11 protein-coding genes are annotated in these 14,689 nt (G+C 69.2%); 5 read left to right on the top strand and 6 right to left on the bottom strand.

Features of this window, described 5'->3' with window-relative positions:
• Positions 1–75: 75 nt before the first annotated feature.
• The 3 genes from ACSVDM_RS16665 to gnd form a co-directional block, all read right to left on the bottom strand.
• Positions 76–1,059 carry an alpha/beta hydrolase gene (locus ACSVDM_RS16665; protein ID WP_439265987.1) on the bottom strand — a complete coding sequence of 328 codons (984 nt, stop codon included), beginning with the start codon at positions 1,057–1,059 and terminating at the stop codon, positions 76–78.
• Entirely contained in the window at positions 1,059–1,760 is a 702-nt protein-coding gene (locus ACSVDM_RS16660; protein ID WP_439265985.1) for a hypothetical protein, read from the bottom strand. The genes ACSVDM_RS16665 and ACSVDM_RS16660 overlap by 1 nt, the downstream gene beginning before the upstream one ends.
• A 241-nt stretch (positions 1,761–2,001) precedes the next feature.
• Complete coding sequence (gene gnd, locus ACSVDM_RS16655; RefSeq protein WP_439265983.1) at positions 2,002–3,027, bottom strand: phosphogluconate dehydrogenase (NAD(+)-dependent, decarboxylating); 1,026 nt, start codon at positions 3,025–3,027, stop codon at positions 2,002–2,004.
• Between the two features lie 306 nt (positions 3,028–3,333).
• Here gnd and ACSVDM_RS16650 point away from each other — a divergent pair, with 306 nt between their 5' ends.
• Entirely contained in the window at positions 3,334–5,181 is a 1,848-nt protein-coding gene (locus ACSVDM_RS16650) for a VanW family protein (protein WP_439265982.1), read from the top strand.
• A 7-nt stretch (positions 5,182–5,188) separates the two neighbouring features.
• Here ACSVDM_RS16650 and ACSVDM_RS16645 read toward each other — a convergent pair whose 3' ends face one another.
• The 3 genes from ACSVDM_RS16645 to ACSVDM_RS16635 all read right to left on the bottom strand — a co-directional run bounded on the left by ACSVDM_RS16645 (position 5,189) and on the right by ACSVDM_RS16635 (position 8,255).
• Positions 5,189–6,337: a DUF5685 family protein gene (locus tag ACSVDM_RS16645; RefSeq protein ID WP_439265980.1), complete on the bottom strand. Its 1,149-nt coding sequence runs from the start codon at positions 6,335–6,337 to the stop codon at positions 5,189–5,191.
• A 66-nt stretch (positions 6,338–6,403) separates the two neighbouring features.
• Positions 6,404–7,000 carry a TetR/AcrR family transcriptional regulator gene (locus ACSVDM_RS16640; protein WP_067497168.1) on the bottom strand — a complete coding sequence of 199 codons (597 nt, stop codon included), beginning with the start codon at positions 6,998–7,000 and terminating at the stop codon, positions 6,404–6,406.
• A gap of 85 nt (positions 7,001–7,085) precedes the next feature.
• A complete protein-coding gene (locus ACSVDM_RS16635) occupies positions 7,086–8,255 on the bottom strand; it encodes a glycoside hydrolase family 3 N-terminal domain-containing protein (protein WP_439265979.1) in 1,170 nt (389 codons plus the stop codon).
• Positions 8,256–8,360: 105 nt separating this feature from the next.
• On the opposite strand from ACSVDM_RS16635, the gene ACSVDM_RS16630 reads away from it, so the two are divergent.
• The 4 genes from ACSVDM_RS16630 to ACSVDM_RS16615 all read left to right on the top strand — a co-directional run bounded on the left by ACSVDM_RS16630 (position 8,361) and on the right by ACSVDM_RS16615 (position 14,680).
• Positions 8,361–8,828 carry a universal stress protein gene (locus ACSVDM_RS16630; protein ID WP_067497170.1) on the top strand — a complete coding sequence of 156 codons (468 nt, stop codon included), beginning with the start codon at positions 8,361–8,363 and terminating at the stop codon, positions 8,826–8,828.
• Between the two features lie 57 nt (positions 8,829–8,885).
• A complete protein-coding gene (locus ACSVDM_RS16625) occupies positions 8,886–9,977 on the top strand; it encodes an isochorismate synthase (protein ID WP_439265976.1) in 1,092 nt (363 codons plus the stop codon).
• A 67-nt stretch (positions 9,978–10,044) separates the two neighbouring features.
• Positions 10,045–10,215 carry a DUF2613 domain-containing protein gene (locus ACSVDM_RS16620; protein WP_022566695.1) on the top strand — a complete coding sequence of 57 codons (171 nt, stop codon included), beginning with the start codon at positions 10,045–10,047 and terminating at the stop codon, positions 10,213–10,215.
• A 34-nt stretch (positions 10,216–10,249) separates the two neighbouring features.
• Positions 10,250–14,680: an alpha-(1->3)-arabinofuranosyltransferase domain-containing protein gene (locus ACSVDM_RS16615; protein ID WP_439266113.1), complete on the top strand. Its 4,431-nt coding sequence runs from the start codon at positions 10,250–10,252 to the stop codon at positions 14,678–14,680.
• Positions 14,681–14,689 lie beyond the last annotated feature (9 nt).

Below are 14,689 nucleotides of genomic sequence, written 5' to 3'. Positions count from 1 at the left end.
CACATCGGGGGTTTCAACGAGAGCGTTTCCGAAACTTGTGGGGGCTTGACTCGCCGAAACTGATTGTGTAACTGGCTATTCCGTGCCGATCGCGGCGGCCAGCACCGGCCAGGAGGCGTGCAAGTCCTGCTCCCAGTAGTGCCAGGTGTGCGCGCCCGCGGGCCGGAAGACGGTGTGCGCGGGGATGTTCAACTCGTTCAGGCGTGCAGCCAGCCGCTGAGTGCAGAAGTTGGCCGCCGCTTCGATGGTGCCGCCGAGCATGATCTGGTTGGCCATGCCGAGGGCTTTGCCGGGAGTCGCTCCAGGCGGAAGGGTTTCGGCGGGCCCGGGGAGCCCGGAGGCGCTGGACAGGTAGATCGTCTTGCCGCGCAGTCGATCCGCGTTGAGGTAGGCGTCGTTGGCCCGCCAGGCGGGGTCGTCGGGCGGGCCCCACATGTTCACCGGATCGGCGCCGGCGCGGGCCAGAACCAGGTCGATGAACGCGCGGCTCATCGGATCTTCGACCGTGGCGCAACCGCTGAAAGCGCCGACTGCACGGTAGCGGTCGGGCGCGGCGATGGCCAGGTTCAGGGCAGCCGTGGCCGACATAGACAGGCCCGCAACCGCATTCACGCCGGTGGTGCCGAGGGTGGCGTCGATGATCGGCGGTAGCTCCTCGGTGAGGAAGGTCTGCCATTTGTTGCGGCCGAGCTTCGGGTCGTCACGCTGCCAGTCGGTGTAGTAGGAGAACGCGCCCTCGGCGGGGGTGACGACGTTGACGTTCTTGTCGGCGAAGAACTCGACGATGTCGGTCTGGTCGTACCAGTTCGCCACGTCCTCGCCCCCGCCCGCCCCGTTCAGCAGATACAGGGTCGGGCGGGGTTCGCTGGTGTCGAAGGGTGTGATGACCCGCAGCGGGATCACCCGGTCCATCGACGCGGAGTACACGTGCAGCGTCTGCTGCCGCTGACCGGGCCGCTCGACGCTGTCGAGGCGGGAGACGTCGGCCCCGGCCGTGCCGACCGTGAGCACGATCGACGCCGAGATCGCTGCCACGATCGAACACAGCCGGGCGAACATCAGCTGCCGATCAGGTTGCGCAGCACGTCGGAGAGGATGTCGGTGGCCGAACCGGTGGAGCTCAGCTGACCGTCGGAGGACCCGAGGCCGTTTTCGCCGAGACTGCCGATCACCGTCTCGCCCGCGTTGGCGCCACGCGCGGTGAAACACGCGGTGAGGTTGGGCATTTCGTTGCTCACGCCGACCGTGCCCGCGACGCCGACACCGCCGCTGGTCACCTGCTGACCTGGCTGCAACGAGGACGGGACCGGGTAGGTGATGGTGAGGGTCACGGGGTTGCCCGAGTTCACGAACCAGCCGGTGCTGGTGACCTTCCAGCCGCCGGCGTTCGGTTCGGGCGTCACATCCTCGGTGACCTGGCCGCCGATGGCGTGATAGGCGGTGACCGTGGTCTTGACGGGGGCGCCGAAGCCGCTGGGCGGGAAGTCGGTGATGGTGTTGACGTAGGGGTTGCCGATGCCTGTGGTCCCGACGACCACCTTGTAGGTGACCGTGGTGCCCACGCCGATCTCCTCGCCGCTCGCGATCTTGTCGTAGACGTGGGTGACGCCGACGGTGCTCGCATCGCGCTTCTCGGCGTGACTACGAACCGAGCAGGTGGTGTCGGCGGCGGCGACGCCGGAGCCGAGGGCTACGCCCGCGCAGGCGATGACCAGCGCGGTCGTGGCGATTCCCGCGGCGGTGCGCGAAGTCCGGATCATGATTTCCTCCAAAGCCGCACCCTGGACGGGTGGGGCGAATCCTCATCGAGTGGTGCTCCCCCTCTGGCGACAAGGTAACGGTGGAACTGGACAGTTGTCCTGGAAAACAAGAACGCGTTCCAATATTTGTGGAACATCCTTGTTTTACTCTCCAGGACGCGTGTGACCAGGTAATCTCCGCAAGTTTGTGCCCCCACGCGGGCCCAGCCTCCCGTGATGACGGGAGGCCGGGTGCGGACGACTACTTCGGCAGCTCGATGTGGCCGCCGAACGCCTTACGCATGGCCGAGAGCATCTTGTCGGCGTATTCGGCCTCCCCGCGCGAGGAGAAGCGCTGGAACAGCGCGGCCGACAGCACCGGAACCGGGACGGCGGTGTCGATGGCGGCGTCGATGGTCCAGCGGCCCTCGCCGGAATCGGACACCCGGCCGCTGAAGGAATCGAGGTTGGGGTCGGCGAACAGCGCGCCCGCGGTGAGGTCGAGCAGCCAGGAGGCCACCACCGAACCACGCCGCCACACCTCGGTGATCTCCGGGATGTCGAGTTTGTACTGGTAATACTCCGGGTGCTCGAGCGGGGTTTCCTCGGCCGAGTGCTCGCCGCCGTGATCGGCGCCCATATCGGCGTGCTTGAGGATGTTCAGGCCCTCGGCGTAGGCGCTCATCGCGCCGTACTCGATGCCGTTGTGCACCATCTTCACGAAATGCCCCGCACCCGCCGGGCCGCAGTGCAGCCAGCCCTGCTCCGACGGGGTCGGCTCACCGGTGCGGCCGGGGGTGCGCGGTGCGGCATCGACACCGGGCGCGATCGACTTGAACAGCGGCTCGAGCCTGCGCACCTGTTCGTCCTCGCCGCCGATCATCAGGCAGAAGCCGCGTTCCAGACCGAAGACGCCGCCCGAGGTACCGACGTCGAGGTAGTGGATCCCCTTGGGGGCCAGTGCCTTCGAGCGCTTGATGTCCTCGTGGTAGCGGCTGTTGCCGCCGTCGATGATGGTGTCGCCCGGCTCGAGCAGGTCGGCGAGCTCGTCGATCGCGGCGCCGGTGGCACCGGCGGGAATCATCACCCACACCACCCGTGGCGCGTCGAGCATCCCGACGAATTCCTTCAGGTCGGTGCTGCCCCGGAAGCTGTCGCCGAGCTCGGCGGCCAGCTCGTCGATGTGGCCCTGGTGGCGCTCGTGCCCGACGGCGCTGTGCCCGTCACGCACGATGCGGCGCACGATATTGGCGCCCATCCGGCCGAGGCCGATCATTCCCAACTGCATCAGTTCTCCCTCGTTGTCCGGTCCCTGGTGGCGAGTCTCACCCCTGATTGTCGCGTGCGACCGAGCCCAGCTGCCCGGCGGCATCGCGCGCCCGGTCGAAATCGACCGAAAATCGGCTGTAACGCCCCGGTGAGGGCCGCGATAAACAGATCGGCTCCGTGTAGTTGCCAGACCCCCGACCCGGCAACTACACGGGGCCTTCCTGTTGTCTGCCCCACTTCGCCGGGCTGCCGAGTGCGCGCCGGGCCGTTACCCTTGGCGAGCACCCGGTAAACCCAACGGGGCCCATGAAACGGAAGGACCTCCGTGCCCAGCGAGTCGACCGCCGGACGACCGGCGGACCGAGGGCGGGGCGAGGTCGGACTACGCAAGCTGCTCGAAGCAAATCGCACTTTCGATGCCGACACCACCGCCCTGCCCACCCAGCCCATCAGCACCATCGCCCGTGACCACCGCCCACAGGCGCCTCAGCCGACCCCGCCGGGCGACCAGCAGCTGGTCAAGCGGATCGGGATCGCCGTCGGTGCCGTGTTCGCGGTCGGCACCGCCGCCTACCTGGCCGACTTAGCGCTGAACGTGGGCGAGGTGCCGCGCGGCGTCGTCGTCGCCGGCGTGGAGGTCGGCGGGATGGACCAGGGCGAGGCCGACGCCAAGCTGCGCAGCGTCCTCGGCCCGCGCGCCGACCAACCGCTGCCCGTGCGCATCGGCGATGTGCAGGCCAGCATGGTGCCCTCGGCGGCCGGGCTCGGCATCGACTGGGACGCCACCTGGGATGCCGTCGGCGGTCAGCCGCTGAACCCGGTCGGCCGATTGGTCTCACTGTTCGGGACGCGCGACGTCCCCGTGTCCAGCACCGTTGACAACGCGGCGCTCGATCAGCAGCTGAGCACGTTCCGCACTCACGACAACCCCACCGTGGAAGGCACCGTTCGCTTCGAGAACGGTGCACCCGTCGCGGTGCCGCCGGTCCCGGGCCGGGTGCTCGACATCGACGGCGCGCGCAGCACCATCACCGAGCGCTGGGCCGAGGTGAGCCTGCTCGACCTGCCCGTCGTCGCGGCGCCGGTCGAGGTGCGAACCGAAGCGGTGCAGGCGGCGTTGCGCGATATCGCCACGCCCGCCGTCGCCTCGCCGATCACGTTGGCGGCCAAGGACACCCGGGTGGCCCTGACACCCGAGCAGATCGCGAGCGTGCTGAGTTTCGTACCCGACGGCAAGGGCGGGCTCGCCCCGCAGATCGACAACGACGCCGTGATCGGGCTGCTCGGTCCGCAAGTGGTGACCACCGAGATCGAGCCCAAGGACGCCACGTTCACCGTCGGCGCCGGAAAGCCGACGGTGGTACCGGCCGTGGTCGGCGAAAAGATCGACTGGGCCAAGACGCTGGAAAAGCTGCCCGCGCTGCTCACCCAGCCGGGTGAGCGGGCATTCGAGGCCGTCTACCAGCGCATCGAACCGAAGCTCACCACCGAGGCCGCCGAGAAGCTCGGCATCAACGAAACCATCGGTGAATTCACCACCGGCGGGTTCAGCGGACCCTCCGGGGTGAACATCCGGACCGTGGCCGCCAAGGTGAACGGTGCCGTCGTGAAACCCGGAGATACGTTCTCGCTCAACGGTTTCACCGGTCCGCGCACCGCCGCGGAAGGATATGTCGAGTCCGGGATCATCGACAAGGGCAGGCCGAGCACGGCGGTCGGCGGTGGCATCAGCCAGTTCGCCACCACGCTGTACAACGCCGCCTACTTCGCGGGCATGGAAGACGCCGGGCACACCGAGCACAGCTACTACATCTCGCGCTACCCCGCCGCGCGTGAAGCGACGGTGTTCGACGGCGCGATCGACCTGGCCTTCCGCAACAACTCCGAACACGGTGTGTTCATCCAGGCCATCGCTACCGGGTCCGACATCACGGTGCGGCTGTGGGGAACGAAAACTGTTGACGTGGAGTCGATCACGGGCGAGAAGTCCAAGCCGACGGAACCGACCGAGATCACCCTGCCCAAGGGCAAGGACTGCATCGCCTCCGAGGGCGCGCCCGGATTCACCATCTCCGATACCCGGGTGATCACCGATCGCAAGACGGGGCAGCAGATCTCGCGGCACACGCGGACCGTGAAGTACGACCCCATCCCGATCGTGAAGTGCGAGTGAGGTTTTCCTAGCAGTTGCAGTCGCAGCAGCAACCGTCGCCGCAGCATTTGCCGCACTCGCCGCAGTTGCCGCAGCACTCGCACGCGTCGCAGCAGTCCTTGCACTTCTTGCGCCAGGCCTTCTTTCGCCTGCCGTCGCAAGGACTGTTGTGGTCGACGCAGCACGCCGCACCGGTGCAGTAGACACCGCAGATCTGGCCGATCGCCTGCAGCGGGCCGGGTCCGGACGACTTCTGCTTCGGCGCGGAAGGGAACTGGTAGGGCTCGTGATTCGCCGAGGCGCGACAGGTGTGCCCGGTGACGAGCCCGAGCCCGCGGCCGAGGTTGCGCAGGAGCGCCGCCAGCGGATCGAGCAGCGCCCAGCGCACCGTCGGCACCTGGTCGAGTTCGGCCTCGACCGCCGCCCGGCGGATACTCGCCTCGCTCTCACGGACCAGTTCGTAGGCGCGCGGCATGTCGGTGCCGGTCGCGTCGAGCGGGTTGAAGCGGCCGCGGGCGCGGTCGCGTTCGAGGTCTTCGATCGCGTCCGCGAGGTGGGCGATGCGGCCGACGTGTCGGCCGATTTCCTCCAGGGCGGCAACGTTTTCCGGGCGACCGGCCAGGGTGGCGGTGTGGCCGAACAGGGTGGCCGCGCACAGCTGGGTGGGGCCGGTGAGGTCGTCGAGACACCCCTCCGCGGCACGCGCTTCGAGTCCCGGCTGTGCGGCGATCGCGGTCAGCAGCGGAGCAACGTCGAGCCCGATGGCGTCGGCCTGGCGTCGCGCACGGGTCGCCCACGAATCGGAGATCTTGCGCATCGGGCGGCGCGCGAACGCTCCCGCGTCACCGTCGTCGACGTGATCGCGAATCTTGGCGGCGCCCAACAGGAGTGACGCCGTGGCGGCCAGCTGCACACCTGGCGCGTCGGCCGCGACCACCGACGCCCGGCGCATGCCGCGCAACGGACAGGGTGCGGCGTTCGTCCGGGAACTCGCGCCTGCCTGCGCCTCGGTGAGGACGCTGAGCACGATCGCGTCGGTATTGGTCGCCGCGCGGGCCAGCTGGCCGTGACCGTCGCGCAGGCCCAGACACAGCCCGCACATGTGCGCCTGCCACTGGTCCGGATCGATGCCGTACTTCGCCGCACCGTGCGCACACGGCTTCAACACTCCGAACACTGCCACCCCGTCGGTCGTGAACTACCAGACAAGCACGATCGCAGGTCGCGACGGCCAGGGCAACCGCTACTCGGGTTTGCGACCCGCCAGACCGCGCCAGGCCAGATCGTCGAGCAGGTCGACCGCCTCGGCCACCTCGATGCGGCCACCGGCGACCCGGTCGGCGATGGCCTCCCCCGCACCGATCACAGCGGCGGCGACGACCTCGAAATTGGTGCCGGGCTCGGCGTGCCTGGCACTGGATTCCAGCAGCTTCGCGGTGAGTTCGATGACCCGCTCGCGGGCGTTCTCGATCTCGGCGGCGAATGCTTGCTGACCGATTGCCTGCCGGTAGAGAACCTGCCAGGACTGCCGGTTGCGGTCGACGAAATCGAGGAAGCCCTCGAGCGCCGTTCGCACCTGCTCGTGCGGCTTGAGTTTGGGGTTGCCCGCGGGCGCGACGGCCTCGATCAGGCGAAGTCCCTCACGCTGGATGCACGCGCGGAAGAGCTCGTCCTTGGAGCCGTAATACAGGTAGAGCATGGGTTTGGAGATCTTCGCCTCGGCGGCGATCGCGTCCATCGATGTGTCGTGGAAGCCTTTGCGCGCGAATACCTCGACGGCGGCATCGAGCATCTGCTGCTCGCGAACCGCCCGGGGAAGCCGCTTCGTCCCGCCTGCCATCCACTCTCCTACCGCAGGGTGAGACCCCATCTTACTGCAAGGTAAGATCAGCCTGTGCCCATTTGCCGCACAGTCGCCACGCCGCTCAGCAGCCCAGTGCGACACCCTTGTAGCGGGCCATCCGCAGCACCGACGCATCGACTCGATCAGCGGGCAGTTTGCCACTCGACACCGACAGCTCCAAGCGGTCGAGTACCTGCGGCACCGCATCGGTGGTGATCCAGAGCGCGTTGTCGGCCCCGGCGACGAGCGCGGCCTCGACGGCTTCGGCGATCGTCATGCGGTCGGTGATGGCGGCCATGCCACCCAGATCGTCGGTGAAGATCGGGCCGTTGAACGGCGCGGCGCCGTAGCCGGTGCCCTGGCGCAGCAGCGACATCACGGCCGGGCTGATGCTGGCCGGGGTGTCGGGTTCGGTGAGGCCGGGCACGTCGAGGTGGCCGACCATCACGGCGGCGCCGGAGTTCACCAGCTCGCGGAACGGGACCAGGTCCTTGGTCTTCAGCTCGTCGAACGGGGGCGTGCGCACCGCGCCCGTGTGCGAATCGCCGGAACCCGAGCCGTGACCGGGGAAATGCTTGATGACCGAACCGAGGCCGACCTCGTTGGAGGCGCGGATGTAGGCGTCGGCGTATTCGGTGACCACCTGCGGGTCGTCGCTGTAGGAGCGATCGCCGATGACGCTGTTGTCGGGCTGGGCGCTCACATCGGTGTCGGGTGCGAAATCGACCGTGATGCCGAGGTCCTTCAACGCCTTCGACCGGGTGAGGGTGTTCTGGTAGTGCTGTTCGGGCGTCTGGGTCTGGGCGACCACCCGGGCCGAGGGCGCCTCACCGATCACGGCCGACGCGCGCGAGACACGCCCGCCTTCCTCGTCGATCGTCACCATCAACGGCGCCTTCGCGAGAGCCTTCACCGCGTCGAGCTGGGCGCGATCGAGCAGGCCCGGATCGGTCCAGCTACCGACGAAGATGCCGCCGACCTGCTCGGTGGTCACCACATTCGTGGCGTCGTCGGCGCCGGTGATGCCGACGGTGAGCAGCTGGGCGAGCTTCTCGCGCTGCGAGAACGTGCCGAGATAATCGGCGCCGCAAGGTTTTTGGGCTCCGGTGGTGGCGGCGGGCGCGCCGCTCTCCGACGACGGCGCCGTACCGCTGCTGCTCGCGGCGGTGGTCGTCTCGGTCGACGACCCTCCCGAACACGCGGTGGCGACGGCGGCGACAACTGCGAACACGACCACAGGCGATTTCCGCATGCACTCCACGGTAGACCCGGACCGGAACCGGTGCCGTCGTCAGGTTGGGTTCAAGCGGCAAAAGGCCGGGTAACCTGGGGGAAAGACCCTGCGCAGGAGGTCGTCATGCCGTGCGATCGGATGCTCATCGCCTACGACGGTTCCGAACATGCCAAGCGCGCCGTGCAGTACGCGGGCCGGTTCCTCTCCGCCGAACGCGCCATTCTGCTCACCGCCTGGGAACCGATGGTCCGCCAGGCCGCCCGTATCTCCGGGCTCGCCGGGGTGATGCAACCGGAATGGGTGCCCGACGAGGAGATCGAGGACATCGCCTACACCGATGCCCGCAAGATCAATGCCGAAGGTGTGCAACTGGCCAAGCAGGCCGGTATCGATGCCGAGGCCCGAACCGTCGAGTGCACGACAACCATCTGGAACGCCATCGTGGACTGTGCCGACGAACTCGATGTGGACATCATCGTCGCAGGTACACGGGGTAATACCGGATTGCGTGCGCTGCTGCACAGCAGTGTGGCCGAGGCGGTGCTCAAGCACGGGCACCGGCCGGTGTTCCTGGTGCCGCCCGAGCACTGAGAGTTGCGTCGCTCTCGCGGTTCGGCGATGGGTACCCGGCGTTATGGTCGAACCACTATGAACCGATTTCTGCTGGCCCGGCCGGAGGCGGTGCTGCGCGCCGAGGGGGTGCGCGCGCGTTTCGCCGATCCCACGGCGGCGGTCGCGGCGCTGCGCGACGGGGCGGCCGGGTTGGTCGTCGGTGCGTTGCCGTTCGATCCCCGCGAACCCGCCGCGCTGTGGCAGCCCGAGACCGCTCTGCACACGGCCGGGCCGTGGCGCCCGGCCGCGCTGCCGCCGTTGCCGCAGATGCGCGTTGTGGCCGAATCACCCAGTGCGGCAGAGCATGTGGCGCGTGTTCGGAAGCTGGTGGAACAGCTGGCCGATCCGGCCGACGAGTTGCGCAAGGTGGTCGCCGCGCGCAGCGTTGTCGTCGAAGCCGACGAGCCGTTGGATCCCGAAGTGCTCGCGGGGTATCTGCTGACCAGGCACCCGACGGCCAATGTGTACGCGGTCGATCTGTCGGTGGCGGGCCGGGCGTCGGAGACACTGCTCGGTGCGACGCCCGAGGTGCTCGTCACGCGTCACGGTGATCGCGTGAGCCTGCATCCGCTCGCGGGCACGTTGCCGCACCTGCCCGATGCCGAAGCCGACGCGGCGCAGGCCCGTAAGTTGTTGTCCAGCAGCAAGAACAACGACGAGCACGGATTCGTCATCGAGTGGATCCGGCAGCAGCTCGGGCCCGTGTGCGTGGAACTGCACATCCCCGAGCGGCCCGAACTGCTGAGCACCGAACAGGTCTGGCACCTCGCGACCCCCATCAGCGGGGTGTTGCGTGACCCGTCGACCACCGCGCTCGACCTGGCGCTGCTGCTGCACCCGACGCCCGCCGTGAACGGCACCCCCTTCGCCGCGGCGCTCGACGCCGTCACCGCCGACGAACGGCGCGGTTTCTACGGCGGGGCGGTGGGCTGGTGCGACAGCAACGGCGACGGTGAATGGGTGGTCGCCATCCGGGGCGGGGAACTGTCGGCCGACCGGCGCGTCTTGCGGGCGAGCGCGGGCGGCGGGATCGTCGCCGACTCCGATCCGGCCGAGGAACTGGCCGAGACCACCGCCAAATTCCGCACTCTGCTCGCCGCCCTGCGTTGCGAACTGCCCGAACGCTGACCTACCGGCGCACACCTGCTAGGTTGGCCACCAGACAGGCCCCGACGTCGACGTATTGGAGTGCGCGATGAAGTTTGCTGTTCCGGCTGTTGCCAGCGCGGTCGGCGGCGCCCTGCTGAGCGCGATCGCCGTCTTCGCCATCACGGCAGCGGTGCAGCAGAACACGGCTCCCTCGATCGACCGCAGCGGTGACAAGGACTCCTCGCTGCTCAACGCTCCTGAATACGGCAGCCGCTGACGCGCAGGCCCGTGCGTCGCGCCCCTCGGGGCACCTGAACAAGGCGTCACTGGGCTGGCGCTGGTTCGTCGGCTCGGTCGTAGCCGCCTTCGTCCTGACCTTCGCGCAGGCGCCCGGCCTCACCGTCGCCGACACCAAATACGACCTCGCCCAGAACCCCCTCGGCTTCCTTACGCGCGCCGCGCACCTGTGGAGCAGCCAGGCGCCCATGGGTCAGGTGCAGAACCAGGCCTACGGCTACTTCTTCCCGCACGGCGCGTTCTTCTCCGCAGGTCACCTGCTGCATGTGCCCGCGTGGGTGACCCAGCGCGTCTGGTGGGCGCTGCTGCTGCTCGCCGGATTCTGGGGCATCGTCAAGCTCTGCGAAACGCTCGGCATCGGGGCACGCGGATCGCGGGTGATCGCGGGTGTCGCGTTCGCGTTGTCGCCACGGGTGCTCACCACGCTCGGGTCGATCTCCTCGGAAACGCTGCCGATGATGCTGGCGCCGTGGGTACTGCTCGCGCCCGCCGCGCTCGGCGTCGCACTGCGCGGTAAGTCCACGCGGGTCGACACGGCGCCGGAAAGTCCGCGGCCCGACAGTCCAGGCGACAACGCGCCGGACGACGGCGTGGTCGAGCCTGTCACCACCGGCACTGCGGGGAGCGCGGTCGGGAACGCCGAGTCCGGCGAAGTCGGCCGCCTGCGTGGCCGAGTGGTGCGGGCCGGTCGCGGCTCGAGCACCGGCGAGTCGGTTGCGTCTGGGCCCACGCGCGGCGGAATCCTCTCGCCCGCTGGTAGTGCGCTCGCGCTCGCTTTGATGGGGTCGGTGAATGCAGTCGCGACGGTGGCGGCCTTCCTGCCCGCCGCGCTGTGGTGGGCCTCCTACCGGCCGAATCGGCGGTGGTGGCGGTTCACGCGGGCGTGGATTCCGTTGCTCGTGCTCGCCACGTTCTGGTGGGTGGTGCCGCTGCTGCTGCTCGGGAAGGTGAGTCCGCCGTTCCTCGACTACATCGAGTCGTCGGGAGTGACCACGCAGTGGGCGGCGCTGAGCGAGGTATTGCGCGGTACCGACAGCTGGACACCGTTCGTGTCGCCCGAGCGCATCGCGGGGGCCGTGCTGGTGACCCAGCCCGCCGCGGTGCTCGCCACCGGGCTGCTCGCGGCGGCGGGAATGGCGGGGCTCGCGCGGTCGTCGATGCCGTATCGCGGGCGGTTCGTGCTGATCCTGTGTGTGGGATTGGCGGGGATCTGCGCCGGGTATGTCGGCACGCTCGGTGGGCCGTTCGCGGAATCGGTGCGGATCTTCCTCGACTCCGGTGGTGCGCCGCTGCGCAATGTGCACAAGCTGGAGCCGCTGATCCGGTTGCCGCTGGTGGTCGGGCTCGCGCACCTGCTCGGCCGGGTGCCACTGCCCGCGTCGGTGCCGATGCCGGTGTGGCGCAATGCCTTCGCCCATCCGGAACGCGATCGTGTCGTGGCCGTGGCGGCCCTGGTTCTCGCCGCGCTCACCCTCGCGACCTCGCTGGCGTGGACCGGCCGACTCGCCCCGCGCGGCGCCTACGACCGGGTGCCCGCCTACTGGACCGACACCGCGCGATGGCTCGCCGACAATGCCGCCGACACCCGCGCGTTGGTCGTCCCCGGGGCGCCTTTCGGCAGCCAGATCTGGGGACTCACCCGCGACGAACCACTCCAGGCGCTGGCGAGTACCCCGTGGGCAGTGCGCGATTCGGTGCCGCTGAATCCGCCGGGCAGCATCCGCGCCATGGACTCGGTGCAGCGGCTCATCGCCGACGGACGACCGTCGACCGGGCTGGCCACCGCCCTGGCGAACCAGGGCATCGGAATCGTGGTGCTGCGCAACGACCTCGACCCGGAGACCTCCCGCTCGACCCGGCCGATGCTGGCGCACCAGGCCATCGAGGGTTCACCGGGGCTCACCAAGGTCGCCGAATTCGGCACGCCCATCGGACCGCGCGCCGACGACGCGGGCCTGGTCGTCGACAACGACCTGCTGCCGTCGTACCCGGCCATCGAGATCTACCGGGTGGACCACGCGACGCCGGGCACGCCGACGCAGGTGCGCAGCGGCACCGGCGCCCCCGACTCGATCCCCGGCGCCTACACGGTGGGACTCGACTCGGTGCCCGTCGTGCGCGGCGGACCCGAGGTGCTCGAGCGTGTTCGTCGCGACGGGGCGAGCGGCCCAGTACTTCTCGAAGCCGACGCCGCACGCGCCGGGCTCCCGACCGAACCGGTGCTGCTGACCGACACACCGATGGACCGGGAATCGGATTTCGGGCGGGTGGACAACCACAACTCCGCCGTCCGCGCTCCGGACGACGCCCGCCGAACCCACAACCTCGTCCCCGACTATCCCGTCGACGGCACCGAACTCGTCCGAGGACAGTGGTCCGGCGCGAAGGTGACCTCCTCGAGTTCGGCGGCCGACGCCACCCAGATCGGCGGCGCAGCGCCCGGCAGTTCCACCGCCGCCGCCGTGGACGGCGATCCGAGCACCGCATGGATCAGCAACGGCGCGGAATCCGCACTCGGCCAGTGGCTCCGGCTGGATCTGGACAAGCCGATCACCAGCGGTTCGCTGCAGTTCACCACGACCGCGGCCGCGCTCGGCGATCCGGTGAAGTGGGTGGAGGTGCGCACGTCGCGCGGCACGGTGTCGGCCCGGATCACCGAACCCGGTGCGCCGGTCACCGTCGCCCTGCCCGCGGGCCGCACCGAGTGGGTGATGATCACCGCCGCGCGCACCGAAACCGGCACCCGAGGTGGGCAATTCGGGATCAGCGAACTCACCCTCGACGATTATTCGGTACGCGAGGCGCCGGTACGCGTCGATATCCGGCATCGAGTCGTGCTCCCCGATGTTCCGGCGGGCACCACGGTGACCGGCTGGGACCTCGGGCAGGAATTCCCCGGTCGCACAGCGTGTTTCGACGGGCCGCTGCGGGTGCACTGCAGCAAGGGACTCGGTCTGCCAGCCGAGGAACCCGGCGTCTTCGGGCGGACGCTTTCGGTGCCCGAACCGATGCGGGTGAGCACCGACCTGACCGTGCGCACCCGCCCCGGACCGGCGCTCGAAGCGCTGCTCACCGACCCGGCCAGGCCGATCGCGCGCGGCAAGGCCGATGTGGCCGACCTGCGCGGCGCCGCCTTCGCCGCCACCGACGGCGACCCCCGAACCACCTGGACCGCCCCGGAAGCCACCGTCCGTGGACTCGCGGGCGCCAAACCCACGCTGGTGCTTGAACTTCCGGAACCCGCGCTGGTGACCGGGCTCGACATCACCACGGCCCTAGGCGGTCTGCCCGCCACCGCCACCTCCGTGGTGGTGAACCTAGGCAACGGTCCGCAGATGCGCGAACTGCCCGAACGCGAACACGGCGAACCCGCACGAATCTCGCTGCACCCCACCGTCACCGATCGGATCGAGGTGAGCATTCAGCAGTGGAACGAGGTGCTCGACCGCACCGCACTCGGCTTCGTCCTCACCCAGCCGGCCGGGCTCGCCGAAGTGGAAGTACTCGGCCCCGACTACCCGGCCCACGCCCCCGGCGACCGGCTCGTGACCATCGGCTGCGAGGCCGGGCCGGTGATCGCCATCGGCGGGCGCGCAGTACACACGACCGTCACCGCGACCGCCGACGAACTCCGTTCGGGTGCACCGGTTTCCGCACGCCCCTGCGAACTGGACGCGGCCGATATCGAGTTGCTGCCCGGCAAGCCCGACCTCACCGTCGTGCCGACGGAACTGTTCACGGTCGACCGGATTCGGCTGCCCCGCACCGATCTCACGGCCGCCCCGATCCTGGGCGGGACAAGCGATTCTTCCGAATCGAGCCCTGGCGGCGATGCCACCCACGAAGACCCCTCTGCGCCGGCAGCCGATCCGACGAAGGCACGATTGCTGGTGCTGCCGTTGAGCACCAACGTCGGCTGGGAAGCACACACCTCCAACGGGCAGCTGTTGGAGCCCGTCGTGGTCGACGGTTGGCAACAGGCCTGGCTTGTTCCGGCGGGGACGAGCGGGGAGATCACCGTGTCGTTCCCGGACGACCGGTGGTACCGGCTGGCGATCTTCGGTGGCCTGCTACTGCTGATTCCACTTGTGTTGCTTGCCATTCCGCGTCGGCGGCCGGTTCCCGACGTCGGCCCCGCACCGACCACATGGGGTACCCGCCCACTCGCCGCGCTCGGGCTCACCGGTGCGGTGGCGGTGGTCTCCGGTCCGTTCGGAGTGGTGTGCACCGTTGTCGCGGTGGCGTGCAGTCACTTCCGGCCCGCTGTGACGAGTCGGGTACTGCCCTGGGTCGCCGGTGTCGGGACGTTGGTTTCTGTGGCGGCGTTGTCGACCGGCACGTGGCGGTCGGGAACCACCTATATGGGTGGCTCGATCTGGGCGCAAGCACCCGCGGTCATCGCTGTTGTCGCGGTGGGAGTCGCCGCACTTCCACGCCGGCGCTGACCTGTGGCC

Source organism: Nocardia sp. JW2 (assembly GCF_051843015.1).
Taxonomy (GTDB): domain Bacteria; phylum Actinomycetota; class Actinomycetes; order Mycobacteriales; family Mycobacteriaceae; genus Nocardia; species Nocardia coubleae.
Note: the sequence above shows the minus strand (reverse complement) of the source record. Positions and strands in the feature narration are given on the sequence as shown.